The organism is Burkholderia sp. Se-20378, from assembly GCF_017104665.1.
Lineage (GTDB): Bacteria > Pseudomonadota > Gammaproteobacteria > Burkholderiales > Burkholderiaceae > Burkholderia > Burkholderia lata.
Genome location: NZ_JAAGPG010000011.1, coordinates 23,147 through 45,774, shown reverse-complemented (window position 1 = coordinate 45,774; position 22,628 = coordinate 23,147). Strand labels below are relative to the sequence as shown.

35 protein-coding genes are annotated in these 22,628 nt (G+C 61.3%); 2 read left to right on the top strand and 33 right to left on the bottom strand.

Going from position 1 to position 22,628, the window contains the following annotated elements:
- Positions 1–3: 3 nt before the first annotated feature.
- On the bottom strand, positions 4–2,220 hold the full coding sequence (locus G3N93_RS03465; RefSeq protein ID WP_174939853.1) for a cytochrome c biogenesis protein ResB: 2,217 nt from the start codon (positions 2,218–2,220) through the stop codon (positions 4–6).
- Between the two features lie 217 nt (positions 2,221–2,437).
- Positions 2,438–3,091, bottom strand: coding sequence for a cytochrome c (locus tag G3N93_RS03460; protein ID WP_166966098.1), 654 nt, complete (start codon positions 3,089–3,091; stop codon positions 2,438–2,440).
- Between the two features lie 214 nt (positions 3,092–3,305).
- On the opposite strand from G3N93_RS03460, the gene yihA reads away from it, so the two are divergent.
- Together yihA and hemB are read left to right on the top strand one after the other, a co-directional pair.
- The gene (yihA, locus tag G3N93_RS03455; RefSeq protein ID WP_206132272.1) at positions 3,306–3,965 is read left to right on the top strand and encodes a ribosome biogenesis GTP-binding protein YihA/YsxC; all 660 of its coding nucleotides are present in this window, start codon (positions 3,306–3,308) and stop codon (positions 3,963–3,965) included.
- Positions 3,966–4,217: 252 nt separating this feature from the next.
- A complete protein-coding gene (hemB, locus tag G3N93_RS03450; RefSeq protein ID WP_174939857.1) occupies positions 4,218–5,216 on the top strand; it encodes a porphobilinogen synthase in 999 nt (332 codons plus the stop codon).
- Positions 5,217–5,371: 155 nt separating this feature from the next.
- Here the strand turns inward: hemB and dsbD are convergent, their stop codons facing one another.
- The 31 genes from dsbD to rpsJ all read right to left on the bottom strand — a co-directional run bounded on the left by dsbD (position 5,372) and on the right by rpsJ (position 22,367).
- Positions 5,372–7,219 (bottom strand): protein-disulfide reductase DsbD, encoded by a 1,848-nt coding sequence (gene dsbD / locus G3N93_RS03445; protein WP_206132271.1) that lies wholly within the window; start codon positions 7,217–7,219, stop codon positions 5,372–5,374.
- Positions 7,212–7,538, bottom strand: a complete 327-nt coding sequence (cutA, locus tag G3N93_RS03440) for a divalent-cation tolerance protein CutA (protein WP_206132270.1) — start codon at positions 7,536–7,538, stop codon at positions 7,212–7,214. Before cutA ends, dsbD begins: the two co-directional genes overlap by 8 nt.
- 202 nt (positions 7,539–7,740) lie before the next feature.
- The gene (gene rplQ, locus G3N93_RS03435; protein WP_006477175.1) at positions 7,741–8,136 is read right to left on the bottom strand and encodes a 50S ribosomal protein L17; all 396 of its coding nucleotides are present in this window, start codon (positions 8,134–8,136) and stop codon (positions 7,741–7,743) included.
- A gap of 137 nt (positions 8,137–8,273) precedes the next feature.
- The gene (locus G3N93_RS03430) at positions 8,274–9,251 is read right to left on the bottom strand and encodes a DNA-directed RNA polymerase subunit alpha (RefSeq protein ID WP_006477176.1); all 978 of its coding nucleotides are present in this window, start codon (positions 9,249–9,251) and stop codon (positions 8,274–8,276) included.
- Between the two features lie 124 nt (positions 9,252–9,375).
- Complete coding sequence (gene rpsD, locus G3N93_RS03425; RefSeq protein ID WP_174939863.1) at positions 9,376–9,999, bottom strand: 30S ribosomal protein S4; 624 nt, start codon at positions 9,997–9,999, stop codon at positions 9,376–9,378.
- Positions 10,000–10,153: 154 nt separating this feature from the next.
- Positions 10,154–10,555 (bottom strand): 30S ribosomal protein S11, encoded by a 402-nt coding sequence (rpsK, locus tag G3N93_RS03420; protein ID WP_004197937.1) that lies wholly within the window; start codon positions 10,553–10,555, stop codon positions 10,154–10,156.
- Between the two features lie 28 nt (positions 10,556–10,583).
- Entirely contained in the window at positions 10,584–10,949 is a 366-nt protein-coding gene (rpsM, locus tag G3N93_RS03415) for a 30S ribosomal protein S13 (RefSeq protein WP_006477178.1), read from the bottom strand.
- A 38-nt stretch (positions 10,950–10,987) separates the two neighbouring features.
- Positions 10,988–11,104, bottom strand: a complete 117-nt coding sequence (gene rpmJ / locus G3N93_RS03410; protein WP_004199844.1) for a 50S ribosomal protein L36 — start codon at positions 11,102–11,104, stop codon at positions 10,988–10,990.
- Between the two features lie 20 nt (positions 11,105–11,124).
- Positions 11,125–11,343 (bottom strand): translation initiation factor IF-1, encoded by a 219-nt coding sequence (infA, locus tag G3N93_RS03405; RefSeq protein ID WP_004521905.1) that lies wholly within the window; start codon positions 11,341–11,343, stop codon positions 11,125–11,127.
- 5 nt (positions 11,344–11,348) lie between these two features.
- Positions 11,349–12,698 (bottom strand): preprotein translocase subunit SecY, encoded by a 1,350-nt coding sequence (gene secY / locus G3N93_RS03400; RefSeq protein WP_006482915.1) that lies wholly within the window; start codon positions 12,696–12,698, stop codon positions 11,349–11,351.
- A gap of 42 nt (positions 12,699–12,740) precedes the next feature.
- Complete coding sequence (gene rplO / locus G3N93_RS03395; protein ID WP_006477180.1) at positions 12,741–13,175, bottom strand: 50S ribosomal protein L15; 435 nt, start codon at positions 13,173–13,175, stop codon at positions 12,741–12,743.
- Between the two features lie 26 nt (positions 13,176–13,201).
- Positions 13,202–13,384, bottom strand: coding sequence for a 50S ribosomal protein L30 (gene rpmD / locus G3N93_RS03390; RefSeq protein WP_006400644.1), 183 nt, complete (start codon positions 13,382–13,384; stop codon positions 13,202–13,204).
- Positions 13,385–13,399: 15 nt separating this feature from the next.
- Positions 13,400–13,918 (bottom strand): 30S ribosomal protein S5, encoded by a 519-nt coding sequence (gene rpsE, locus G3N93_RS03385; RefSeq protein WP_006482895.1) that lies wholly within the window; start codon positions 13,916–13,918, stop codon positions 13,400–13,402.
- A gap of 14 nt (positions 13,919–13,932) precedes the next feature.
- Positions 13,933–14,298 carry a 50S ribosomal protein L18 gene (rplR, locus tag G3N93_RS03380; protein WP_006477183.1) on the bottom strand — a complete coding sequence of 122 codons (366 nt, stop codon included), beginning with the start codon at positions 14,296–14,298 and terminating at the stop codon, positions 13,933–13,935.
- Positions 14,299–14,310: 12 nt separating this feature from the next.
- Positions 14,311–14,841, bottom strand: a complete 531-nt coding sequence (gene rplF, locus G3N93_RS03375; RefSeq protein WP_174939865.1) for a 50S ribosomal protein L6 — start codon at positions 14,839–14,841, stop codon at positions 14,311–14,313.
- An 18-nt stretch (positions 14,842–14,859) separates the two neighbouring features.
- Positions 14,860–15,255 carry a 30S ribosomal protein S8 gene (rpsH, locus tag G3N93_RS03370; RefSeq protein WP_011350677.1) on the bottom strand — a complete coding sequence of 132 codons (396 nt, stop codon included), beginning with the start codon at positions 15,253–15,255 and terminating at the stop codon, positions 14,860–14,862.
- Between the two features lie 14 nt (positions 15,256–15,269).
- The gene (gene rpsN, locus G3N93_RS03365; RefSeq protein WP_011350676.1) at positions 15,270–15,575 is read right to left on the bottom strand and encodes a 30S ribosomal protein S14; all 306 of its coding nucleotides are present in this window, start codon (positions 15,573–15,575) and stop codon (positions 15,270–15,272) included.
- 7 nt (positions 15,576–15,582) lie between these two features.
- A complete protein-coding gene (rplE, locus tag G3N93_RS03360) occupies positions 15,583–16,122 on the bottom strand; it encodes a 50S ribosomal protein L5 (protein ID WP_006477186.1) in 540 nt (179 codons plus the stop codon).
- Positions 16,123–16,138: 16 nt separating this feature from the next.
- Positions 16,139–16,447, bottom strand: coding sequence for a 50S ribosomal protein L24 (gene rplX, locus G3N93_RS03355; protein WP_006477187.1), 309 nt, complete (start codon positions 16,445–16,447; stop codon positions 16,139–16,141).
- A 9-nt stretch (positions 16,448–16,456) separates the two neighbouring features.
- On the bottom strand, positions 16,457–16,825 hold the full coding sequence (gene rplN / locus G3N93_RS03350) for a 50S ribosomal protein L14 (protein ID WP_006482918.1): 369 nt from the start codon (positions 16,823–16,825) through the stop codon (positions 16,457–16,459).
- A gap of 309 nt (positions 16,826–17,134) precedes the next feature.
- Entirely contained in the window at positions 17,135–17,407 is a 273-nt protein-coding gene (rpsQ, locus tag G3N93_RS03345; RefSeq protein ID WP_006477189.1) for a 30S ribosomal protein S17, read from the bottom strand.
- Positions 17,404–17,598, bottom strand: a complete 195-nt coding sequence (rpmC, locus tag G3N93_RS03340) for a 50S ribosomal protein L29 (protein WP_006400652.1) — start codon at positions 17,596–17,598, stop codon at positions 17,404–17,406. The genes rpsQ and rpmC overlap by 4 nt, the downstream gene beginning before the upstream one ends.
- Positions 17,599–17,607: 9 nt before the next feature.
- Positions 17,608–18,024, bottom strand: a complete 417-nt coding sequence (gene rplP, locus G3N93_RS03335) for a 50S ribosomal protein L16 (RefSeq protein ID WP_006482873.1) — start codon at positions 18,022–18,024, stop codon at positions 17,608–17,610.
- Between the two features lie 2 nt (positions 18,025–18,026).
- On the bottom strand, positions 18,027–18,827 hold the full coding sequence (gene rpsC, locus G3N93_RS03330; RefSeq protein ID WP_006482899.1) for a 30S ribosomal protein S3: 801 nt from the start codon (positions 18,825–18,827) through the stop codon (positions 18,027–18,029).
- A gap of 11 nt (positions 18,828–18,838) precedes the next feature.
- Positions 18,839–19,168, bottom strand: coding sequence for a 50S ribosomal protein L22 (gene rplV / locus G3N93_RS03325; RefSeq protein ID WP_004199272.1), 330 nt, complete (start codon positions 19,166–19,168; stop codon positions 18,839–18,841).
- A 12-nt stretch (positions 19,169–19,180) separates the two neighbouring features.
- The gene (gene rpsS / locus G3N93_RS03320; RefSeq protein WP_004199273.1) at positions 19,181–19,456 is read right to left on the bottom strand and encodes a 30S ribosomal protein S19; all 276 of its coding nucleotides are present in this window, start codon (positions 19,454–19,456) and stop codon (positions 19,181–19,183) included.
- A 10-nt stretch (positions 19,457–19,466) separates the two neighbouring features.
- A complete protein-coding gene (gene rplB / locus G3N93_RS03315) occupies positions 19,467–20,294 on the bottom strand; it encodes a 50S ribosomal protein L2 (protein ID WP_006482900.1) in 828 nt (275 codons plus the stop codon).
- Positions 20,295–20,296: 2 nt separating this feature from the next.
- Entirely contained in the window at positions 20,297–20,611 is a 315-nt protein-coding gene (gene rplW, locus G3N93_RS03310) for a 50S ribosomal protein L23 (RefSeq protein ID WP_004199275.1), read from the bottom strand.
- Complete coding sequence (rplD, locus tag G3N93_RS03305) at positions 20,608–21,228, bottom strand: 50S ribosomal protein L4 (RefSeq protein ID WP_011350675.1); 621 nt, start codon at positions 21,226–21,228, stop codon at positions 20,608–20,610. The genes rplW and rplD overlap by 4 nt, the downstream gene beginning before the upstream one ends.
- Entirely contained in the window at positions 21,228–21,878 is a 651-nt protein-coding gene (gene rplC, locus G3N93_RS03300; protein ID WP_006482922.1) for a 50S ribosomal protein L3, read from the bottom strand. The genes rplD and rplC overlap by 1 nt, the downstream gene beginning before the upstream one ends.
- A gap of 177 nt (positions 21,879–22,055) precedes the next feature.
- Positions 22,056–22,367: a 30S ribosomal protein S10 gene (gene rpsJ / locus G3N93_RS03295; RefSeq protein ID WP_004199280.1), complete on the bottom strand. Its 312-nt coding sequence runs from the start codon at positions 22,365–22,367 to the stop codon at positions 22,056–22,058.
- Positions 22,368–22,628 lie beyond the last annotated feature (261 nt).

The window sequence follows — 22,628 nt, the reverse complement described above, 5'->3', positions numbered from 1 at the left end:
ATGTTACCGGGTGGAATTCTCGGAATCGGAACCGCCGCCGGCAGGCGGACGGGCCGTCGATGCCGCACCGGCCGGCGCGGCGTCGCGAGGTGAGGCGTGCAAGGCGGCACCGGCCGCGTCGCGCGTCTGCACGAATTCTTTCTCGAAATCGAAGGTCTTGCGGGCCGTGGACATTGCCATCACCACATCGACGCCCGAACCGGCGTCCTTCAGCCAGAACCAGAGGCGCCGCTCGCGCACGTAGAACATCGAGAAGATGCCGGCGACCAGCAGCAGGCTGCCAAGATACACCAGATTCTTGCCGGGTGCGCGCGTCAACTGAAATACCGAAGCTTGCACCTGCTTGAATGAGTCAAGCTGCAAATAGACCGGCGATCCATACAAAAAGCTGTCAGATAGCGCATTGATGGCGTTCTGCACGAAACGGATCGTGTCGGTGCCCTGCTGCGCCGCCGGCTCGCCCGCACGCTCGCGCGCGATCTGCCAGACCTCCCACATCGAGCCTTCGAGCATGCGCAGCAGCAGGCTCGCGGCCTTCTCCTGCTCGGCCTTGGGCACCGAGCGGTCGATGAACGTCGCGACGGCCTGGAAGCCGCCAATCGGCTGGCCATCGGCGCCACGGCCGACGCTGTCGTCGCTCGCTGCAAAAAGGGTCAGCACCTTCAATGCACTGTCCTGCAGGCGGCTGCGCAGCGATGCGTCGGTGCCCGGCAGCGAACGCTGCGCGAAGCGCGCGGCGGCTTCGGCGCGCGCGGACGGATCCTCGAGCGCGGCACGCAGGTGCATCCATTCGCCGATCGAATCCTGGCTGTCGGCCGGAATCCGCATGTAGCGGAACGGGTCGTTCGGGCTCGCACGCACGCCGGCGAGGAACACACGCTCGCCGTTCATGTCGACGGGCAGCATGTAGTTGTTGAATTCGCGCGCCTGGCCGTCCTTGCCGCGGATCTTGTACTGCACGGACGGGCCGATATTGTGGAGCTGTGTCGGCTTCGACGTCTTCGCGCCGGAGCCGAGGCGTTCGTCGAACACTTCCTTCAGCGAGTTCGTCGTCGCGACACCGCGCACGTCCGGCTTGCCGTTCGCGTCAGCCATGTTCTCGACGTTGATCGCGCGGAAATCGGAGAACTCGATCGTGTCGCCGTCGTTGCCCGGCATCTGCAGCGGCGCCGAACTGCCGATCGTTCCCTTCACGGGGAAGGTCTTCGCGTTGCCGCCCGTCATCGGGTAGGCCGTCATCTGCATCTGCGAACCGCCGTCCTGGAAGCTCGACTGGTAGATCGACACGCCCTTGTACGTGAACGGCTTGTTGACCTCGACGCGCGCCGGGATCTTCTGGCCGGTCTCGCGATCGATCACGACGATGTCGCTCGCGAACAGCTTCGGCATGCCCGTCGTGTAGTAGTCGACGATGAACTTGTTGAGCTGGATCGAGAACGGCAGGTCCTGGATCAGCGAGCCGCTCGGCTGGTTCAGGATCGCGGTCGACACGAACTGCCCCTCGGGCACCCACGCGTAGCCGCGGAACGTCGGATTCGACGCGGACAGGCGATGGTCGGGCGAGATCTCGCTGATCGTCGCGCTCGTGTTGACCGGGCTCTTGCCGAACATCCACATCTGGAATTTGATCGGCAGGTTGCTGTCGAGCAGGCCGCCGATACAGATCACGACGATCGCGATGTGCGCGGAGATGTAGCCCCACTTGGTCATCGCGCCGCGCTTCGCGGAGATCAGCGTCGCGCCGTCGTTCTCACGCACGATGTGCTTGTAGCCGGCCTTGGTGACGAACGTGGCAAGCGTCGCCGCGACCGTCGCGCGCGTGCCGGAAGCCGTGTATTCGGCCTTGTGGTGGAACGCGCGCAGGCTGCCTTCGCGAACCTTGTCCTTCCAGCTCTTCGCATCGGCGAGCATCTTCGGCGCGTTGCGGATCACGCACAGCGAGATCGAGATGACGAGGAAGATCAGGATCAGCATGAACCACCACGCGCTGTACACGTTGTACAGGCCGAGCGAGCGGAAGATGTCCGCCCAGAACGGCCCGAACTGGTTCACGTAGTTCGGATACGGATCGTCCTGGGTCAGGACCGTGCCGATGATGCTCGCGATCGACAGCACCACCAGCAGCGCGATTGCGAAGCGCATCGAGCTCAGCAGCTCGACCGCGCGCTTCGACGCACCCTGACCCGACTTCGACTGCAACCCCGACGTGGTAACGCTCATTCAAACTCCGACTTAGGGGAAACAGCCCCTCGCTACTGTGTTCGCTTGGGGGGCGCAGCCCCCCATCTCGCGCAAGCCTCTCCATCCTGGCCAGGCCCGGCGCGTGCCGACAAAAAAGAAGGGCGAGGCAACCGCAACGATGCGGCGCCCCACCCTTTTCTTGTTCTGACTCCGGCCGCCCTTCGGGCGCCCGGTCATTCCATTCGCGGCTGACCGCTCAACGCAGGCCCGCGATGTAATCCGCGACGGCCTTGATCTCGTTGTCCGACAGCCGCGTCGCGATCTGATGCATCGCCTCGTTGTTGTTGCGCGCGCCGGCACCCTGCTGGAACGCGGTCAACTGCGCGACCGTGTAATCGGCCCATTGCCCCGACAGACGCGGGTACTGGACCGGAATCCCTTGCCCTGTCGGCCCGTGGCAACTCGCGCAGGCGGGTACGCCCTTCTCCGCGATGCCGCCGCGATAGATCTTCTGGCCGACCGGCACGGTTGCCGCATCGCGCGCGGTGCCGAGCTTCGTCGTCTGCGACCCGTAGTACGCGGCGACGTTGCGCATGTCGTCCGCGCTCAACGCGCTCGCGAATCCGACCATCACCGCGTTGGTGCGCACCGGCCCCTTCGCGCCCGGCTGCGCCTTGAAGTCGTTCAACTGCTTGACCAGATATTCGGGATGCTGGCCGGCAAGCTTCGGGAAACTGCCCGACGCGCTATTGCCGTCGGCGCCGTGACACGACGCACAAACCTGCCCGGCAATTGCCTTGCCACGGTCGAGATCCGGCTTTGCCGCATCCGCCGCGTTTGCCTCCGCTACGAAACCTACGAACCCTGCTGCAACCTGAAGCACCATCAGAGACTTGCACAGTCGATTCATTCGCACACCCTGTTTCGTCTTGTGGGAATTTGAGGTTCTGCAAAAAACGACGGCGTTCAGTCTACCGCAGAAGCTACATAAAAGCGCGAGGCAGGCGCCCGGTAGCCTTCGGTAAAACCGCCGTATTGTACAATATCGTGTTGAAAGCTCCCGCGCCTATCGGGGCTACCCCGCCTCCACCAAGCGGCTCGCGCCGCCCGTCCTTCCGGTTCCCATGGCCTTTCTGCTCCATCAAGCCCGCTTCTACACGACCGTCAACCATCTGCGCGACCTGCCGCCGACGGTCCAGCCGGAAATCGCGTTCGCGGGCCGCTCGAATGCCGGCAAGTCGACGGCGATCAACGTGCTGTGCAACCAGAAGCGGCTCGCCTTCGCGTCGAAGACGCCTGGCCGCACGCAGCATATCAACTACTTCTCCGTCGGCCCGGCCGACGAGCCCGTCGCGAATCTCGTCGACCTGCCCGGCTACGGCTACGCGGAAGTGCCCGGCGCCGCCAAGGCCCACTGGGAAATGCTGCTGTCGTCCTACCTCGCGACCCGCTCGCAGCTTTGCGGCCTGATCCTGATGATGGATTCGCGCCGTCCGCTGACCGACCTCGATCGCCGGATGATCGAATGGTTCGTGCCGACCGGCAAGCCGATCCACACGCTGCTGACGAAGTGCGACAAATTGACGCGGCAGGAAAGCATCAACGCGCTGCGGACCGCGCAAAAGGGTCTCGATGCGTATCGTGACCAGGGCGTCCAGGGCAAGCTGACGGTTCAGCTGTTCTCGGCGATGAAGCGCGTTGGGCTCGACGAGGCGCACGAATTGATCGAAAGCTGGGTGCGGCCGTCCGCCGCCGACGAAAAAAGCGAGCCTGTAGCACAATGATCGGGCAACGCGCGGCCGGGCTCGGCGGCGCGCACCTGACGGCGCCTGCGGTTTCGGCCGGCTCATAAAAAAACCCGCCGTTGAACGGCGGGTCAAACAGCCTAATCGAAAAACGACAGGCACCCGCTCAGGGAGGAGAAGCGGGGAGCTGCACGCGACGCGTGCCGCTCGATCGCTATCATATACCAACGCTCCCGAAAATGACCTAAGGGTTCCGTAAGGTCTTACTGCCCCGATTTCTACCCAATCGCCATGAGCTTCCATCCGCTTCATCGTCCGCGCCGGATGCGCCGCGACGACTTCTCCCGCCGCCTGATGCGCGAAAACCGTCTGACCACCGACGACCTGATCTATCCGGTGTTCGTCGTCGAAGGCACCAACGAGCGGCAGCCGGTGCCGTCGATGCCCGGCGTCGAGCGCGTGTCCGTCGATCTGCTGATGCAGGTCGCCGAGCAGTGCGTCGAACTCGGCGTGCCCGTGCTGTCGCTGTTCCCGGCCATTGATCCGTCGGTGAAAACGCCTGACGGCCGCGAGGCAGCCAATCCGGAAGGCCTGATCCCGCGCGCGGTGCGCGAGCTGAAGAAGCGCTTCCCCGAACTCGGCGTGCTGACCGACGTCGCACTCGATCCGTACACGAGCCACGGCCAGGACGGCGTCCTCGACGAAAACGGCTACGTGATCAACGACGACACGATCGAGATCCTGATCGACCAGGCGCGCGCGCAGGCGGAAGCCGGCGTCGACATCGTCGCCCCGTCGGACATGATGGACGGCCGCATCGGCGCGATCCGCGAAATGCTGGAAAGCGACGGCCATATCCACACGCGAATCATGGCCTATTCGGCCAAGTTCGCGTCGGCGTTCTATGGCCCGTTCCGCGATGCGGTCGGCTCGGCATCCAACCTGGGCAAGGGCAACAAGATGACCTACCAGATGGATCCGGCGAACAGCGACGAAGCGCTGCGCGAAGTGCGCCTGGACATCGACGAAGGCGCCGACATGGTGATGGTCAAGCCCGGCATGCCGTACCTCGACATCGTGCGCCGAGTGAAGGACGAGTTCCGCTTCCCGACCTACGTGTACCAGGTGAGCGGGGAATACGCGATGCTGAAGGCCGCCGCGATGAACGGCTGGCTCGACCACGACAAGGTCGTGCTCGAATCGCTGCTCGCGTTCAAGCGAGCGGGGGCCGATGGCGTGCTCACGTACTTCGCACTCGACGCCGCGCGTCTGCTGAAAGCACAACGCTGATTTCCCGCCGGCAGGCGGAATGAAAAACGGCGGGACACCTCGGTGTCCCGCCGTTTTTTTGTTTGCCGTCGATCCCGGACTTATGCGTTGCCGATCGTCAGTTCATGCCACGCAAGCACGCCGGCTCGCCACCGGCGCGCACCCGAGCGGCCTGGTCATACCGTCGGGACCGCAGCCCGGTCGAGGCTGCGTAGGAACGTCTCAGCGGCCTGATAGCCGACCACGCGCCCGATCTCGTTGCCGTTGCGATCGAAGAAGATGATGCCCGGCGGCCCGAACAGGTTGAAACGCTTCAGCAGCGCCTGGTCGTCCGGGTTGTTCGCGGTGACGTCGGCGCGCACGAGGTGAAGCTGCGCGAGCCGCGCCTGCACACGTGCGTCGGTAAACGTCAGATGCTCCATCTCCTTGCAGCTCACGCACCAGTCGGCGTAGAAGTCGAGCATCACGGGCTGGCCGGACGTCTTCAGCAGCGTGTCGAGTTCGACACTCGAGCGCACCGACGCGAACGCAGGCCCGTCCTGCGTTGCGGCCGCACCTGCCGTCGCAGCGCCGCCCGACGCAACCGTGCGTGCCGCCAGCACCGCCAGCGGCTTGACCGGATCGGTCGATCCCGCGGCGAGGCCGACGAGCAGCGTCGCCGCCCAGATCGCGAGCGCAGCGCCGACACCACGGCCAAGACGACGCCAGATAGACGTGGCGCCGGCATTCGGCGTGAACAGCCCGAGCGCCGCGGCCGCGATCAGCAGCCACAACGCAGCGAGCACCATCCTCAGCCCCCCGGCCAGCACCGGCCACACGATCCACAGGGCGGCTGCGAGCAGCACGATGCCGAAGAACACCTTCACGCCGTCCATCCATGCACCGGCGCGCGGCAGCACCGTCCCGGCGCCGACACCGACGACCAGCAACGGCACGCCCAGCCCCAGCCCCATTGCGAACAGCGCGGCACCACCGAGCAGCGCATTGCCCGTGTGCGCGATGAAGGCGAGCACCGCGAACAGCGGCGCCGTCATGCATGCGCCGACGACCAGCGCGGACAGCGCGCCCATCGCCGCGACCGCGATGAAATGGCCGCCCTGACGCGCGCTCGATGCTTCCGCTGCGCCGTTCTGCCAGCGCGCGGGCAGCGCGATGTCCTTGCCCGAGATCAGCGAGACGGCGAACGCAGTCAGCAGCACGCCGAACGCGCCGAGCACCCACGGGTTCTGCAGCCACGCGCCGAGACTCTGGCCGACCAGCGCCGCGGCGATGCCGAGCACCGTGTAGACCAGCGCCATGCCGACCACGTACGTCAGCGACAACGCGAAGCCACGCGCATGCGTCGCACGCGTACCCTGGCCGATGATGATCGCCGACACGATCGGGATCATCGGGTACGAGCATGGCAGGAGGCTCAGCACGACGCCCGCGACGAAATACAGGGCGACGATCGTGAAGAAGCCGTGCCCTTCGAGCAGCGACTGCGCGAAATCGGCGCTCGTGACCTTGTCGAACCAGCTGCCCGCGGCGGCCGCATCGCCGGACGACGATGCTGCGCCCAGCGCGGCGCCGTCGACCTTCACGACGTGCTCGGCCGGCGGATAACAGATGCCTTCGTCAGCACACCCCTGCGATGTCACCGCGAGCTCGAACGGCCCCGACGCCTGCTTGACCGGCACATGCACGACGACTTCGTCACGGTAGGTCTCGACGTTCTTCTGGAACGTCTGGTCGAACTTCACGTGGCCGGCCGGGAATTGCGGATCGCCGAGCGTCGCTTGCCCGCTCTTCACCGCGAACGCGAACCGCTCGCGGTACAGGTAGTAGCCGTTGGCGACCTTGAAGCGGACGTCCACCTGTCCCGGCGATTCGCTCGCACTGAACTTGAACGCAACCGACGGATCGAGGAAATCGTCGGCCGCGCGCGCGACCGACAGGCCGCCCAGCACGAGCATGAACGACATCAGGACTGCGAGAAACCGCAGCGCGCGCACGCGCACGGAAAGCGCCATACCGTTAAACATGAAATAGACGTTGAGTTTCGCTGGTCACCCACTGGCCGTACGCGGCCGATGCCGTCGTCTGCCACGAGACGATTTCGGGCGTCTCGTAAGGATGATGCGCGAGAATAAATCGCTCCAGTTCGAGCGCCCGCACGGGGCTCGTCTTGAACAGCAACTGGATCTCGTCGGCCGTTTCGACCTTGCCCTGCCAGTGATAGCGCGACTTGATCGCACCGAGCTCCGACACGCACGCGGCAAGCCGGGCATCGAGCGCACCGTCTGAAAGCACCTTGGAGGTCTCGGCATCGGGCACCGTCGTCAGCATCAGCACCACTATCATCCGCGCCCTCCTGGCTGGTCTATCGGCTCCTGCCGACGCGGATTGCCCACCTGGGGAGCGCGTCGGCTGCCCCGTATCGTAGCGCAGCCCGCGCAATGCTGCCGGCACCGCCCTGCGACAATCGATCGCAGCCGGCGCCGGAAAAACAAAAAGGGCCAAGCTATTGCTCGGCCCCTTTCAGATACTGCTGCGTACCGGAAGCTTACTCAGCTTCTTGCACGTTTTCCGTTTCGTCGACTTCCGGACGATCGAGCAGCTCGACCAGTGCCATCGGTGCGTTGTCGCCCACGCGGAAGCCGAACTTCAGCACGCGCAGGTAGCCGCCCGGACGGTTCGCGAAACGCGGACCGAGCACGTCGAACAGCTTCGCCACCGAGTCACGATCGCGCAGGCGATTGAACGCCAGGCGACGGTTTGCCAGCGACGGCTTCTTGCCGAGCGTGATCAGCGGCTCGACGACTTTACGGAGTTCCTTCGCCTTCGGCAGCGTCGTCTTGATGACTTCGTGCTCGATCAGCGAGTTGGACATGTTACGGAGCATAGCCAGACGGTGGCTGCTCGTGCGGTTCAGTTTCCGCAGACCATGACGATGGCGCATTTCAGTTTCCTTGATTCAAAGTTTTGATCCAGCTCTTCTATCGCACCTCGATGGGTGCACGGGCCGGTAGCGAAAAAAGCAAGATGCGGATTTTAAAGGAAAATCCGCATCTTTGCCAACTACAGCATCAACCAGGCTTACTTGTCGAGACCAGCCGGCGGCCAGTTCTCGAGCTTCATGCCCAGCGTGAGACCGCGCGAAGCGAGCACTTCCTTGATCTCGTTGAGCGACTTGCGACCGAGGTTCGGCGTCTTCAGCAGCTCGTTTTCCGTGCGCTGGATCAGGTCGCCGATGTAGTAGATGTTCTCGGCCTTCAGGCAGTTCGCCGAACGAACCGTCAGCTCGAGATCGTCCACCGGACGCAGCAGGATCGGATCGATCTGCGGTGCACGCGACGGCGCTTCGGCTGCCGTTTCCGTGCCTTCCAGTGCCGCAAACACGGACAGCTGGTCGACCAGGATGCGGGCCGATTGACGGATCGCTTCTTCCGGCGTGATCACACCGCTCGTCTCGATGTTCATCACGAGCTTGTCGAGGTCGGTACGCTGCTCGACACGTGCGCTTTCGACAGCGTAGCTCACGCGGCGAACCGGCGAGAACGATGCGTCGAGGACGATGCGGCCGATGATCTTGGCCGTGTCTTCGCCGTAGCGACGGACGTTGCCGGGCACATAGCCGCGACCCTTTTCGATCTTGATCTGAACGTCGAGCTTGCCACCCTTCGACAGGTGCGCAATCACGTGATTCGGGTTGATGACTTCGCAGTCGTGAGCCAGCTCGATATCGCCGGCCGTGACAACGCCTTCACCTTCCTTGCGCAGCGTAACCGTCACTTCGTCACGGTTATGCAGCTTGAACACCACGCCCTTCAGGTTAAGCAGCAGGTTGACGACGTCTTCCTGCACGCCATCCAGCGTCGAGTACTCGTGCACCACGCCCGCGATCGTCACTTCGGTCGGCGCGTAGCCAACCATCGACGACAGCAGCACGCGACGCAGCGCATTGCCCAAGGTATGGCCGTAACCGCGTTCGAACGGTTCCATGACCACCCTCGCGTGGTTCTCGCCCAGCGATTCCACGGCGATGATCTTGGGTTTCAGCAAACTGGTTTGCATGGGCTTTCCTTTTCAATACCCTCGGCTCGTTACACCGATAAGGCTGACCGGTAACAACCAGAAAATAAACAGCCGAGGCCCCTCCTTGCGCAACGCAATCGGGGTACCTCGGCCGTCAATCGGATTAACGCGAATACAATTCGACGATCAGGCTTTCGTTGATGTCGCCTGCGATTTCGACGCGTTCCGGCATTTGCTTGAACGTGCCTTCGAACTTCTTCGCATCGACTGCAACCCAGCTCGGCATGCCGCCTTGCTCGGCCAGCGACAGCGCTTCAACGATACGCGCCTGCTTCTTCGCCTTTTCGCGGATCGCGACGATGTCACCTGCCTTCACTTGCTGCGACGGGACGTTCGCGACGACGCCGTTCACCGTGATCGACTTGTGGCTCACCAGCTGACGCGCTTCAGCGCGGGTCGAGCCGAAGCCCATGCGATACACGACGTTGTCGAGGCGCGACTCGAGCAGTTGCAGCAGGTTTTCACCCGTGTTGCCCTTGCGGCGGTCGGCTTCGGCGAAGTAACGGCGGAACTGACGCTCCAGCACGCCGTAAATGCGCTTGACCTTCTGCTTTTCGCGCAGCTGCGTACCGTAGTCGGACGTACGTGCGCCCGAGGTACGGCCGTGCTGACCCGGCTTGCTGTCGAGCTTGCACTTGTCGGCGAGCGAGCGACGTGCGCTCTTCAGGAACAGGTCGGTGCCTTCACGGCGGGACAGCTTGGCCTTCGGGCCGATATAACGTGCCACTTTGCATTCCTCTATCAATCAGTCACGCAGATCTGAATCCGCGCTAGTTCGCGCCCTTTGGGGCGAACGGTGGGCTTAGTCAATCAAAAAAGCAACGCCCGTCGACGCTGAGCGGCGACAGGCAATGTGCTAGCACGAACGTGCCAGCACACCTTTAGATACGACGACGCTTCGGCGGACGGCAGCCGTTGTGCGGAATCGGGGTGACGTCCGAAATCGCGGTGATCTTGATGCCGAGGCCGTGCAGTGCGCGCACCGCCGACTCACGACCCGGGCCCGGGCCCTTGATCCGCACTTCCAGATTCTTCACGCCGTATTCCATCGCGACGCGGCCAGCCGACTCGGCTGCGACCTGGGCAGCGAACGGCGTCGATTTGCGCGAGCCCTTGAAGCCCTGACCGCCCGACGTCGCCCATGCCAGTGCATTGCCTTGGCGATCGGTGATCGTGATGATCGTGTTGTTGAACGACGCGTGAACGTGAACCACGCCTTCAGCGACGTTCTTCTTAACCTTCTTGCGAACGCGTTGCGCCGCGGTGTTCGAAGCCTTAGCCATTACGTTTTCCTGTAACTGTCAGTTCCGCTTACTTCTTCAGCGCTTGCGCTGCACGACGCGGACCCTTGCGAGTACGTGCGTTCGTACGCGTACGCTGACCGCGCATCGGCAGGCCCTTGCGATGACGAACACCACGGTAGCAACCGAGGTCCATCAGGCGCTTGATGTTCATCGTCACTTCACGGCGCAGATCGCCTTCAACGACAAACTTGCCCACTTCTTCACGCAGCTTTTCCAAGTCTGCGTCGGTCAAGTCCTTGACCTTCTTCGAAAAATCGACGCCAGCTGCCACGCAGATGCTGCGCGAACGGGTGCGGCCGACACCAAAGATTGCCGTCAGGCCGATCTCGGTGTGCTGGTGATTCGGGATGTTAACCCCTGCGATACGAGCCATTGTTTTTCCTCAAACAAAAAGCGCAAACAAACGCGCGGTCAGCCTTGGCGCTGCTTGTGGCGCGGATCCGAGCTGCAGATCACGCGAACGACGCCTTTGCGCTTGATGATCTTGCAATTGCGGCAAATGCGCTTAACCGATGCCATCACTTTCATGATAATACCCTTTTTTCAAATCACTTCGCCCGGAACACGATCCGCGCACGAGACAGATCGTAAGGCGTCAACTCAACCGTCACCTTGTCGCCCGGCAGGATGCGGATGTAGTGCATCCGCATCTTTCCGGAAATATGCCCCAACACGACATGGCCGTTTTCCAGCTTCACACGGAAGGTCGCATTCGGGAGGTTTTCGATCACCTCACCCTGCATCTGGATTACATCGTCTTTGGCCATAGTCCTTAACGCATCGGGATGTTGCCGCCCTTGAAGTTCGCCTTCTTGAGCAGTGACTCATACTGTTGCGACATAACGTACGACTGCACCTGCGCCATAAAGTCCATCGTGACGACGACAATGATCAGCAGCGACGTTCCACCAAAATAAAACGGCACGTTCCAGCGCAGCACCAGAAACTCCGGCAGCAGACACACGAAGACGATGTAGATCGCACCGGCCAGCGTCAGACGCGTGAGGATGCGGTCGATATATCGTGCGGTCTGATCGCCCGGACGGATGCCCGGAACAAACGCGCCGCTCTTCTTCAGGTTGTCTGCGGTTTCCCTGCTGTTGAACACCAGTGCGGTGTAAAAGAAGCAGAAAAACACGATCGCCAGCGTGTACAGCAGCACATAGACCGGCTGGCCCGGCTTCAGCGCTTCCGCAACGTTATGCAACGTATTGGAAATCCAGCTTCCCGTCGGCTGACCGGTACTGAACCAGCCGAGAATCGTTGCCGGGAACAGAATGATCGACGATGCGAAGATCGGCGGAATCACACCCGACATGTTCAACTTCAGCGGCAGATGCGACGACTGCCCACCGTAGATCTTGTTGCCGACCTGGCGCTTCGCGTAGTTCACGAGGATCTTGCGCTGACCGCGTTCGATGAACACGACCAGGTAAGTCACCGCGGCAATCAGGACGACGATGATGATCGCCGAAATGATGCTCATCGAACCCGTACGCACCAGCTCGAACAACCCACCGACGGCATTCGGGAACCCTGCTGCGATCCCGCCGAAGATGATGATCGAGATACCGTTGCCCAGACCACGCTCGGTAATTTGCTCGCCGAGCCACATCAGGAACATCGTGCCCGTAACCAGCGTCACGACCGTCGTCAGACGGAACAGCATGCCGGGGTCAGTAACGAGGCCCGGCTGGTTTTCCAGCGCAGCCGCGATACCGAACGCCTGGAAGGTCGCGAGCACCACGGTGAAATACCGCGTGTACTGCGTGATCTTCCGTTGCCCTGCCTGCCCTTCCTTCTTCAGCGCCTCGAGCTGCGGCGAGACGATCGCCAACAACTGCATGATGATCGACGCCGAGATGTACGGCATGATCCCCAGCGCGAAGATCGTGAAGCGGGAAAGCGCGCCACCCGAGAACATGTTGAACATGCCCAGGATGCCGCCCGCCTGGCTCTGGAACAGCTTTGCCAGTTGATCCGGATCGATGCCCGGCACGGGAATGTGCGCGCCGATGCGATAGACGATCAGCGCCAGGAGCAAGAACATTGCTCGCCGGCGCAGATCGCCGAATTTCGCCGTGCTTCGACCGGGTTTTGCAAGACTCGGGCTGTTAGCCAAGTACCTTCTCCGATGAATGCAAGTGACGACGCGCTACGCGTGTCACTCGGCGAACGAACCGCCAGCCGCTTCGATCGCAGCGCGCGCACCCTTGGTGGCACCGAGACCCTTCACGACGATCTTGCGCTTCAGTTCGCCCGTCGCGATGATCTTTGCGCTCTTCGTCAGCTCGCCGACCAGGCCGGCTTGCTTCAGTGCGAGCAGATCGATCTCATCGACCGGCAGCTTCTCGAGGTCGCTCAGGCGCACTTCACCGACGAATTCCTTCGTCAGCGACGTGAAGCCGCGCTTCGGCAGACGACGTTGCAGCGGCATCTGACCGCCTTCGAAACCGACTTTGTGGAAGCCGCCCGAACGCGATTTCTGACCCTTGTGACCACGGCCAGCCGTCTTGCCGAGGCCCGAACCGATGCCACGGCCGACGCGACGCTTGGCGTGCTTTGCGCCAGCTGCCGGCTTCAGGTTATTCAATTCCATATCAACTCCTTGATCCGTAGGGCCGCTTACGCGATGACCTTAACGAGGTACGAGACCTTGTTGATCATGCCGCGGACCGCCGGCGTGTCCTGAAGCTCGCTGACCGAGTTGAGTCGGCGCAGGCCCAGGCCACGCACGGTCGCGCGGTGCGATTCGCGGGTCCCGATCAGGCTCTTAACGAGCTGAACCTTGACAGTTTTTTCAGACATGGTGACCACCCGGGCTTAGCCCAAAATTTCTTCGACGGACTTGCCGCGCTTCGCCGCGATGTCTGCCGGGGTGGACTGCTTGCGCAGACCGTCCAGCGTGGCGCGAACGAGGTTGTACGGGTTCGTCGAACCGTGGCTCTTCGCCACGACGTTCTGAACGCCCATCACGTCGAACACTGCGCGCATCGGGCCGCCGGCGATCACGCCCGTACCTGCCTTCGCCGGAGCGAGGAGGACAGCGGATGCGCCATGCTTGCCGTGCACTTCGTGTTGCAGCGTGCCGTTCTTGAGCGGCACCTTGAACATGTTGCGGCGAGCTTGTTCCATTGCCTTCTGGACAGCGACCGGCACTTCCTTCGCCTTGCCCTTGCCCATACCGATGCGGCCATCACCATCGCCAACCACGGTCAGTGCGGCGAAGCCGAGAATACGGCCACCCTTCACGACCTTGGTCACGCGATTGACCGAAATCATCTTTTCACGAAGGCCGTCGTCGCGCTCGTCAGCCTGAACTTTCGCTTGCATCTTTGCCATGACGAATTCCTTCCTTAGAACTTGAGCCCAGCTTCGCGAGCTGCCTCAGCCAGCGCCTTGACGCGGCCGTGGTAGCGGAAGCCCGAGCGATCGAAGGCGACGGATTCGATGCCGGCAGCCTTTGCCTTCTCGGCAATACGCTTGCCGATCAGCGTCGCGGCATTAACGTTGCCGCCCTTGCCCGACTTGTCGGCCAGTTCAGCGCGCACTTCAGCTTCGAGCGTCGACGCGCTGGCGAGCACCTTGGTGCCGCAGGGCGAGAACACTTGAGCGTAGATGTGCGTGTTCGTGCGATGCACGGCGAGACGCGCGACCTGCAGCTCAGCGATCTTGATACGCGTCTGGCGAGCGCGGCGCAGGCGAGATTGAGTCTTATCCATGATTGCGCACCCTTACTTCTTCTTCGTTTCTTTGAGGATCACAACCTCGTCGGAATAGCGCACGCCCTTGCCCTTGTAGGGCTCCGGCGGACGGTAACCGCGGACTTCCGCAGCCACTTGACCGACTTGTTGCTTGTTGATCCCCTTGATCACGATTTCGGTTTGCGTCGGGGTTTCTGCCTTGACGCCTTCCGGCATCTGGTGCACCACCGGGTGCGAGAAACCCAGCGACAGGTTCAGCTTGTCGCCTTGCGCTTGCGCACGATAACCGACGCCAACCAGCGTCAGCTTGCGCTCGAAACCCTTGGTCACGCCGTGCACGGCATTCGCGATAATCGCGCGCATCGTGCCCGACAGTGCATTTGCTTCGCGGCTTTCGTTCACCGGCGACAGGTTCAGCGTGCCGTCGTTGTTCGCCACGTTCACGAGCGGATTGACCGCTTGCGTGATGGTGCCCAGCGGGCCCTTGACGGTGATCGCACCGTCGGCCAGCTTGACTTCCGCGCCTTGCAGCGCGATCGGGCTCTTACCTACTCGAGACATGTTTCTCTCTCCTCGGCTTTAAGCGACGTAGCAGATGACTTCGCCGCCGACGCCGGTAGCGCGCGCCTTGCGGTCGGTCATCACGCCCTTGGGCGTCGACACGATTGCCACACCGAGGCCATTCATGACCTGCGGGATGTCGTTACGGCCGCGGTACACGCGCAGGCCAGGCTTCGAGACGCGTTCGATGCGTTCGATAACCGGACGACCAGCGTAGTACTTCAGCGCGATATTCAGTTCGGACTTCGCACCTTCCGCCTTCACGGCGAAATCGTCGATATAGCCTTCGTCTTTCAGGACTTGCGCGATTGCAACCTTGACTTTCGACGAGGGCATCGACACCGATACCTTCTCGACCATCTGCCCGTTGCGGATGCGAGTCAGCATATCGGCGATAGGATCACTCATGCTCATTTACGTTTCTCCTATTACCAGCTCGCCTTGGTCAGGCCAGGAATCTCGCCACGGAATGCGATTTCACGAATCTTGTTACGCGCGAGGCCGAATTTACGGAACGTGCCACGCGGACGGCCCGTGATCGCGCAGCGGTTACGCTGGCGGGTCGGGTTTGCGTTGCGGGGCAGTTGCTGCAGCTCCAGGCGTGCTTCGTAGCGCTCTTCTTCCGACTTGCTTTGGTCTTCGACGATCGCCTTCAGCGCATCGCGCTTTGCTGCGAACTTCGCGACCAGGCGGGCGCGCTTCTTTTCACGTTCGATCAGTGCCAGTTTAGCCACGGTAACCTCAGTTTCTGAACGGGAACTTGAAGCTGGCGAGCAGAGCCTTTGCTTCGTCGTCGGTCTTCGCAGTCGTCGTGATGCTGATGTTCAGCCCACGCAGTGCGTCGATCTTGTCGTAGTCGATTTCGGGGAAAATGATCTGCTCTTTCACACCGATGTTGTAGTTGCCACGGCCATCGAAAGCACGACCCGACACACCGCGGAAGTCACGCACGCGGGGCAGGGCAACCGTCACGAAACGGTCGAGGAATTCGTACATTGCTTGGCCACGCAGCGTCACCATCGCGCCGATCGGGTAACCCTGGCGGATCTTGAAGCCTGCGATTGCCTTGCGTGCCTTCGTCACGACCGGCTTCTGACCGGCGATCTTCGTGAGGTCGCCAACGGCGTTCTCGATGATCTTCTTGTCAGCGATCGCTTCGCCAAGACCCATGTTCAGCGTGATCTTGGTGATGCGCGGCACTTCCATGACCGACTTGTAACCGAACTTCTCGATCAGGCCGGGCACAACCTTTTCTTTGTAAAACTCTTGAAAACGAGCCATTTTTTACTCCGCTGCGTCAGGCGCTCAGTACAGCACCGGTCGTCTTCAGGAAGCGAACCTTCTTGCCTTCCTCGACCTTGATGCCAACACGCGACGCCTTGCCATTCGCGTCGACCAGTGCGACGTTCGAAATATGCAGGGGCATCGTCTTCGCTTCCACGCCGCCCGTCGTACCCTTCATCGGGTTCGGCTTCACATGCTTCTTGACGAGGTTGATACCTTCAACCGTCACATGCTCTGCACCGACAGCCAGCACGACGCCGCGCTTGCCCTTGTCCTTGCCAGTGACGACGATGACTTCGTCACCTTTGCGAATCTTGTTCATCGCGACTCCTTACAGCACTTCCGGCGCCAGCGAAACGATCTTCATGAATCGTTCGCTACGCAGCTCACGCGTGACCGGCCCGAAAATGCGGGTGCCGATCGGCTCGAGCTTGTTATTCAAAAGCACAGCGGCGTTGCCGTCGAACTTGATCAGCGAGCCGTCTTGACGGCGTACGCCCTTGGCGGTGCGGACCACCACGGCGTTGTAAATTTCGCCTTTCTTCACGCGCCCGCGCGGCGTTGCCTCTTTGACGCTCACCTTGATGATGTCGCCAATGCCGGCATAACGACGCTTCGAGCCGCCGAGCACCTTGATGCACAGGACTTCACGTGCACCCGTGTTGTCGGCTACTTCGAGCCGAGATTCGGTCTGGATCATGGTTTGTCTTTCCCAACTTAATCCGGATGCACCACCATGATGCATTCGGTCAGTCTTGGTCCCGTCAGCCAATCGGCTGCTTGGGTTGGAACAGCAGCGACGGCAAACGAAACCCGCCATCGCAATTCGGTGAATCTTTCGGACAGGCAGGCGCCAGTCCGCTTCCCCCACCAACTTCGCCCGCGACGGGGCTCCCATAAAGAGGGAAGACCAGGATTATAACAAATAATCCTGGTCACGCAAGCAAATACTTTGCGATTTCAAGCACTTCGCGGAGAAGTGCCTGTTACTGCCTACTGCACAGCCCGCTTAGATGACTCGAGCTGCTTCGACGAGGCGCGACACCGTCCAGGCCTTCGTCTTCGAAACAGGACGAGTTTCCTGGATTTCGACGAGATCGCCTTCGTTGTAGGTGTTCGCTTCATCGTGCGCGTGGTACTTCTTCGAACGCACGACATACTTGCCGTAGATCGGATGCTTGACGCGGTGCTCGATCAGCACGGTGACGGTCTTGTCCATCTTGTTGCTGACGACCCGACCGACCAGCGTCCGCTTCAGCGAGGTTTTCACGCTATCGTTCATTTCTGGTTCGCCTTCTGAGTCATGACGGTCCGCACACGTGCGATGTCGCGACGAACCTTCTTCAGCTGGCTCGTGTTCGTGAGCTGCTGGGTCGCGAGTTGCATGCGCAGGCCGAATTGCGCCTTCAGCAGGTCCGCCAGCTCCTTGTTGAGCGCGGCCTGGTCTTTCTGGAGAAGTTCGGAAGCCTTCATATTTTCTCCTTAGGCGCCGAGCTGGCGCACGATGAACGCCGTCTTCAGCGGCAGCTTGGCTGCAGCCAGACGGAACGCTTCGCGTGCCAGTTCTTCGGTTACGCCGTCCATTTCATAGAGCATCTTGCCCGGCTGAATCTCGGCGACGTAGTACTCAGGGTTACCCTTACCGTTACCCATACGCACTTCGGCCGGCTTCTGCGAAATCGGCTTGTCCGGGAAGATCCGGATCCAGATGCGGCCGCCACGCTTGATGTGACGCGTCATTGCACGACGCGCCGCTTCAATCTGGCGTGCGGTCAAACGACCGCGACCGATAGCCTTCAGGCCGAATTCACCGAACGACACTGCGTTGCCGCGCGTCGCCTTGCCGGTGTTACGACCCTTCTGCTCTTTACGATACTTCCTGCGTTTCGGTTGCAGCATCGTTATTCTCCAGTCTTGCCGTCTTCGGGCTTGCCGGCGCCACGGCGCGGTGCGCCACGACGAGCACCCGGAGCGCCGCCTTCGCCGTCACGGCGCGGACGACGGTCGCCCGGACGCGCATTGCGACGCGGACGCTTGTCTTCGGCTACTTCTTCCACCACCGGTGCGTCGTTGCGGCCGAGCGTGTCGCCCTTGTAAACCCACACCTTGACGCCGATGATCCCGTAGGTCGTCTTCGCTTCCGAGGTCGCGTAGTCGATATCAGCACGCAGCGTGTGAAGGGGCACGCGACCTTCGCGATACCACTCCGTACGAGCGATTTCGATACCGTTCAGACGGCCGGCGCTCATGATCTTGATGCCTTGAGCACCCAGACGCATCGCGTTCTGCATCGCACGCTTCATCGCGCGACGGAACATGATCCGGCGCTCGAGCTGTTGCGTGATCGAGTCAGCGATCAGCTGAGCATCGGTTTCCGGCTTGCGGATTTCTTCGATGTTGACGTGGACCGGAACGCCCATGCGGCGTTGCAGTTCCGTCTTCAGCTGCTCGATATCCTCGCCCTTCTTGCCGATGACCACACCCGGACGCGAGCTGTAAATCGTGATGCGCGCGTTCTTCGCCGGACGCTCGATGACGACCCGACCGACCGAAGCGTTCTTCAGCTTCTTCTTCAGGTATTCACGAACACCGATGTCTTCCTGCAGCATCGCCGCGAAATTGTTGTTGTTCGCGTACCAACGCGAAGCCCAATTGCGGCTGACAGCCAGGCGGAAGCCAGTCGGATGAATTTTCTGTCCCATCGTATGGCTCCTTAATTCCCGACCGTCACAGTGATGTGACAGGATTGCTTCTCGATGCGGTTACCGCGGCCCTTGGCGCGCGCGGTGAAACGCTTGAGCGATGCAGCCTTGTCGACGTAGATGCTCTTGATCTTGAGCTCGTCGATATCGGCGCCTTCGTTGTGCTCCGCATTCGCGATTGCCGACAGCACAACCTTCTTCACGATGCCAGCCGCCTTCTTCGGCGAGAACGTCAGAACGTTCAGCGCCTTGTCGACCGGCAAACCGCGGATCTGGTCAGCCACAAGGCGCGTTTTTTGCGCCGAGATGCGGGCACCGCGATGAATTGCTTTCACTTCCATCTTGATTGCCCCTTATTTCTTGGCCTTCTTGTCGGCTGCGTGACCCTTGAACGTACGGGTCAGTGCGAACTCGCCAAGCTTGTGGCCGACCATGTTTTCCGAGATGTACACCGGAACGTGTTGACGGCCGTTGTGAACAGCGATCGTCAGGCCGATGAAATCCGGCAGAATCGTCGAGCGACGCGACCAGGTCTTGATCGGCTTTTTGTCGCGCGAAGCTGCAGCCGCCTCAACTTTCTTCAGCAAATGGGCGTCGCAGAACGGACCTTTTTTAACAGAACGTGCCATTGCCTACTCCTTAACGCTTGTGACGGCGCTGGACGATCATCGTCGTCGTGCGCTTGTTGCTACGGGTGCGATAACCCTTAGCCGGCGTACCCCACGGGCTAACCGGATCGCGACCTGCAGCCGTCTTGCCCTCACCACCACCGTGCGGGTGATCAACCGGGTTCATCGCAACGCCACGCACCGTCGGGCGGATACCGCGCCAGCGGTTCGCGCCAGCCTTGCCGATCTGGCGCAGGCTATGCTCTTCGTTGCCGACTTCACCGATCGTTGCACGGCACTCGATGTGCACGCGGCGGATTTCGCCCGAACGCAGACGAACCTGCGCGTAGACGCCTTCACGTGCGAGCAGCATGGCCGACGTACCAGCCGAACGCGCCATTTGCGCGCCCTTGCCCGGCAGCATCTCGATGCAGTGGATCGTCGTACCGACCGGAATGTTGCGGATCGGCAGCGTGTTGCCTGCACGGATCGGCGCTTCCGAACCCGACATCAGCTGTTGGCCGACGGTCAGGCCCTTCGGGGCGATGATGTAGCGACGTTCGCCGTCTGCGTAGAGCACCAGCGCGATGTTCGCGCTACGGTTCGGGTCGTACTCGAGACGCTCGACCTTTGCCGGAATGCCATCCTTCGTGCGACGGAAATCGACGATACGATAGTGCTGCTTGTGACCACCACCCTTGTGACGCGTGGTGATACGGCCGTTGTTGTTACGGCCGGCGGTCGAGCTCTGCGAGTCGAGCAGTGCCGCGAACGGCTTGCCCTGGTGCAGGTTCTTGTTGACCACCTTGACCATCGCGCGGCGACCCGGCGATGTCGGCTTAACTTTAACGATTGCCATGATTACTTGGCCTCCGCTTCAAAGTTGATTTCCTGGCCGGGCTTCAGGCAAACGTACGCCTTCTTCACGTCCTTGCGGCGGCCCATCGAACGGCCAAAGCGCTTTTGCTTGCCCTTCTGAACCAGCACGTTGACGGAATCAACTTCAACCTTGAACAGCAGCTCGACAGCCGCCTTCACTTCCTGCTTCGTGGCATCCGGTGCGACTTCGAACACGACTTGCTCGTTCTTGTCGGCAACCAGCGTCGCCTTTTCCGAGATCACCGGTGCGAGCAGGACCTGCATCAAACGATGATCGTTCTTGCGAATCTCGCTCATGACAGCAACTCCTCGATCTGGGCGACCGCAGCCTTCGTGACCAGCACTTTCTTGAAGTAGATCAGCGAGAGCGGGTCAGCGTAGCGCGGCTCGACAATTGCCACGTGCGGCAGGTTGCGCGATGCCAGGTACAGGTTTTCGTCAACCGTATCCGTAATGATCAGAACGGAGTCGAGACCCATGGTCTTGAATTTTTCGGCCAGCAGCTTGGTCTTCGGTGCTTCGAGGATGATGTCCTCGACGACCGACAGACGGCCTTCACGGGCCAGCTGCGAGAAGATCGAGCAGAGACCTGCGCGATGCATCTTCTTGTTGACCTTGTGCGAGAAGTTTTCTTCCGGCGAATTCGGGAAGATACGACCACCGCCACGCCACAACGGGCTCGACGACATACCGGCACGAGCGCGGCCCGTACCCTTCTGGCGCCACGGCTTCTTCGTCGTGTGCTTGACTTGCTCACGGTCCTTCTGTGCGCGGTTACCCTGGCGAGCATTCGCCTGGTAAGCGACGACGACCTGGTGGATCAGCGCTTCGTTGTAGTCACGACCGAACACGACGTCCGATGCGTTGACCACTGCACCTTCCTGACCATTTTCGTTCAGGAGCTTGAGTTCCATTATTTCGCCCCCTTGGTCTTGACGGCCGGCGTCACGAAGACCTTGCCGCCCTTCGCGCCCGGAATCGCACCCTTCACGAGCAGCAGCTTGCGCTCTGCGTCGATACGAGCGATTTCGAGGTTCTGCACCGTCACCGTCACGTCACCCATGTGACCCGTCATGCGTTTACCCGGGAAAACACGACCCGGATCCTGCGCCATACCGATCGAGCCCGGCACGTTGTGCGAGCGCGAGTTACCGTGCGTAGCACGGCCGGAGGAGAAGTTGTAACGCTTGATCGTACCGGCGTAGCCCTTACCGATCGACACGCCTTGCACGTCGACCTTCTGGCCCACTTCGAAAAGATCAGCACCGACCACGGCGCCATTCGACAGCTCAGCTGCCTTGGCCGCGTCAATGCGGAATTCCTTGAGGATTTCACCGGCTTCGACACCGGCTTTGGCGAGATGACCTGCCAGCGGCTTCGTCACGCGCGAGGCACGACGGGAGCCGAATGCAACCTGCACGGCCGTGTAGCCGTCGGTTTCAACAGTCTTGATCTGCGTCACGCGGTTGTCCGACACGTCCAGCACGGTGACGGGAATCGAATCCCCTTCCGCCGTGAAGATACGGGTCATGCCAACCTTGCGACCTACGAGTCCAAGGCTCATCATTTTCTCCATTCCCGACTGCGATTGGTCGGGGCTGATTTACAAAATGCCGGGCACGCAAGGCCCAACTTTTTTACGCGAATACGCGAAAAGCCAAGCATTATAGCCCGACTTCGCGTTTTCCGCAAGCAATCAAAGACTTAGCACCACCCGGCAAGCCGAACGGCGCTGGAAGCCTTACTGCAGCTTGATTTCCACGTCGACGCCAGCCGGCAGGTCGAGCTTCATCAGCGCGTCAACCGTCTTGTCGGTCGGATCGACGATGTCCATCAGGCGCTGGTGGGTACGGATTTCGAGCTGATCGCGCGACGTCTTGTTGACGTGCGGCGAACGCAGGATGTCAAAACGCTGAATGCGCGTCGGCAGCGGCACCGGGCCACGGACGATTGCGCCAGTCCGCTTCGCGGTATCGACGATCTCGGCAGCCGATTGATCGATCAGACGATAGTCGAATGCCTTCAGGCGAATGCGGATTTTCTGTTGCTGCATGACGATTCCTTGGAAAGAGCGAGGCGATGTTGCATCGCCGGACACTAAAAGAACGTGAAACTTGACGCCTGCGGGGAGCGAGACATCAGGTTCCTTGCGGTACTTCCACTGCTAAGCCCGCGATTCTACACGAAATTCTGGAGCGATGGTGCGAGTTTCTCGTCCCGCGCTTCAGGCGTGACGGAAAAACAAAACCGGGTGCCAGCGCAAGCTGGACACCCGGTTTCGACGGTACGAACTGCATACCGCGGGAATCGCGGA

Excerpts from the sequence above, each read along its gene's own strand:
- yihA (WP_206132272.1), top strand. The coding sequence starts at position 3,306 with ATGGCCTTTCTGCTCCATCAAGCCCGCTTCTACACGACCGTCAACCAT.
- rplN (WP_006482918.1), bottom strand. The coding sequence starts at position 16,825 with ATGATCCAGACCGAATCTCGGCTCGAAGTAGCCGACAACACGGGTGCA.
- G3N93_RS03460 (WP_166966098.1), bottom strand. The coding sequence starts at position 3,091 with ATGAATCGACTGTGCAAGTCTCTGATGGTGCTTCAGGTTGCAGCAGGG.
- rpsQ (WP_006477189.1), bottom strand. The coding sequence starts at position 17,407 with ATGAACGATAGCGTGAAAACCTCGCTGAAGCGGACGCTGGTCGGTCGG.
- G3N93_RS03430 (WP_006477176.1), bottom strand. The coding sequence starts at position 9,251 with ATGCAAACCAGTTTGCTGAAACCCAAGATCATCGCCGTGGAATCGCTG.
- rpsC (WP_006482899.1), bottom strand. The coding sequence starts at position 18,827 with ATGGGACAGAAAATTCATCCGACTGGCTTCCGCCTGGCTGTCAGCCGC.
- rpsM (WP_006477178.1), bottom strand. The coding sequence starts at position 10,949 with ATGGCTCGTATCGCAGGGGTTAACATCCCGAATCACCAGCACACCGAG.
- rplR (WP_006477183.1), bottom strand. The coding sequence starts at position 14,298 with ATGGATAAGACTCAATCTCGCCTGCGCCGCGCTCGCCAGACGCGTATC.
- rpmJ (WP_004199844.1), bottom strand. The coding sequence starts at position 11,104 with ATGAAAGTGATGGCATCGGTTAAGCGCATTTGCCGCAATTGCAAGATC.
- G3N93_RS03465 (WP_174939853.1), bottom strand. The coding sequence starts at position 2,220 with ATGAGCGTTACCACGTCGGGGTTGCAGTCGAAGTCGGGTCAGGGTGCG.
- rpsE (WP_006482895.1), bottom strand. The coding sequence starts at position 13,918 with ATGGCAAAGATGCAAGCGAAAGTTCAGGCTGACGAGCGCGACGACGGC.
- rplB (WP_006482900.1), bottom strand. The coding sequence starts at position 20,294 with ATGGCAATCGTTAAAGTTAAGCCGACATCGCCGGGTCGCCGCGCGATG.
- rpsS (WP_004199273.1), bottom strand. The coding sequence starts at position 19,456 with ATGGCACGTTCTGTTAAAAAAGGTCCGTTCTGCGACGCCCATTTGCTG.
- rplW (WP_004199275.1), bottom strand. The coding sequence starts at position 20,611 with ATGAGCGAGATTCGCAAGAACGATCATCGTTTGATGCAGGTCCTGCTC.
- rpmD (WP_006400644.1), bottom strand. The coding sequence starts at position 13,384 with ATGTCTGAAAAAACTGTCAAGGTTCAGCTCGTTAAGAGCCTGATCGGG.
- rplD (WP_011350675.1), bottom strand. The coding sequence starts at position 21,228 with ATGGAACTCAAGCTCCTGAACGAAAATGGTCAGGAAGGTGCAGTGGTC.
- rplF (WP_174939865.1), bottom strand. The coding sequence starts at position 14,841 with ATGTCTCGAGTAGGTAAGAGCCCGATCGCGCTGCAAGGCGCGGAAGTC.
- rplO (WP_006477180.1), bottom strand. The coding sequence starts at position 13,175 with ATGGAATTGAATAACCTGAAGCCGGCAGCTGGCGCAAAGCACGCCAAG.
- rpsJ (WP_004199280.1), bottom strand. The coding sequence starts at position 22,367 with ATGCAGCAACAGAAAATCCGCATTCGCCTGAAGGCATTCGACTATCGT.
- infA (WP_004521905.1), bottom strand. The coding sequence starts at position 11,343 with ATGGCCAAAGACGATGTAATCCAGATGCAGGGTGAGGTGATCGAAAAC.
- rplV (WP_004199272.1), bottom strand. The coding sequence starts at position 19,168 with ATGGAAGTGAAAGCAATTCATCGCGGTGCCCGCATCTCGGCGCAAAAA.
- rpsH (WP_011350677.1), bottom strand. The coding sequence starts at position 15,255 with ATGAGCATGAGTGATCCTATCGCCGATATGCTGACTCGCATCCGCAAC.
- rplC (WP_006482922.1), bottom strand. The coding sequence starts at position 21,878 with ATGAGCCTTGGACTCGTAGGTCGCAAGGTTGGCATGACCCGTATCTTC.
- cutA (WP_206132270.1), bottom strand. The coding sequence starts at position 7,538 with ATGATAGTGGTGCTGATGCTGACGACGGTGCCCGATGCCGAGACCTCC.
- hemB (WP_174939857.1), top strand. The coding sequence starts at position 4,218 with ATGAGCTTCCATCCGCTTCATCGTCCGCGCCGGATGCGCCGCGACGAC.
- rplE (WP_006477186.1), bottom strand. The coding sequence starts at position 16,122 with ATGGCTCGTTTTCAAGAGTTTTACAAAGAAAAGGTTGTGCCCGGCCTG.
- rplQ (WP_006477175.1), bottom strand. The coding sequence starts at position 8,136 with ATGCGCCATCGTCATGGTCTGCGGAAACTGAACCGCACGAGCAGCCAC.
- rplP (WP_006482873.1), bottom strand. The coding sequence starts at position 18,024 with ATGCTGCAACCGAAACGCAGGAAGTATCGTAAAGAGCAGAAGGGTCGT.
- rpsK (WP_004197937.1), bottom strand. The coding sequence starts at position 10,555 with ATGGCTAAGGCTTCGAACACCGCGGCGCAACGCGTTCGCAAGAAGGTT.
- rpmC (WP_006400652.1), bottom strand. The coding sequence starts at position 17,598 with ATGAAGGCTTCCGAACTTCTCCAGAAAGACCAGGCCGCGCTCAACAAG.
- rplX (WP_006477187.1), bottom strand. The coding sequence starts at position 16,447 with ATGAACAAGATTCGCAAAGGTGACGAAGTCATCGTCGTCACTGGCAAG.
- dsbD (WP_206132271.1), bottom strand. The coding sequence starts at position 7,219 with ATGTTTAACGGTATGGCGCTTTCCGTGCGCGTGCGCGCGCTGCGGTTT.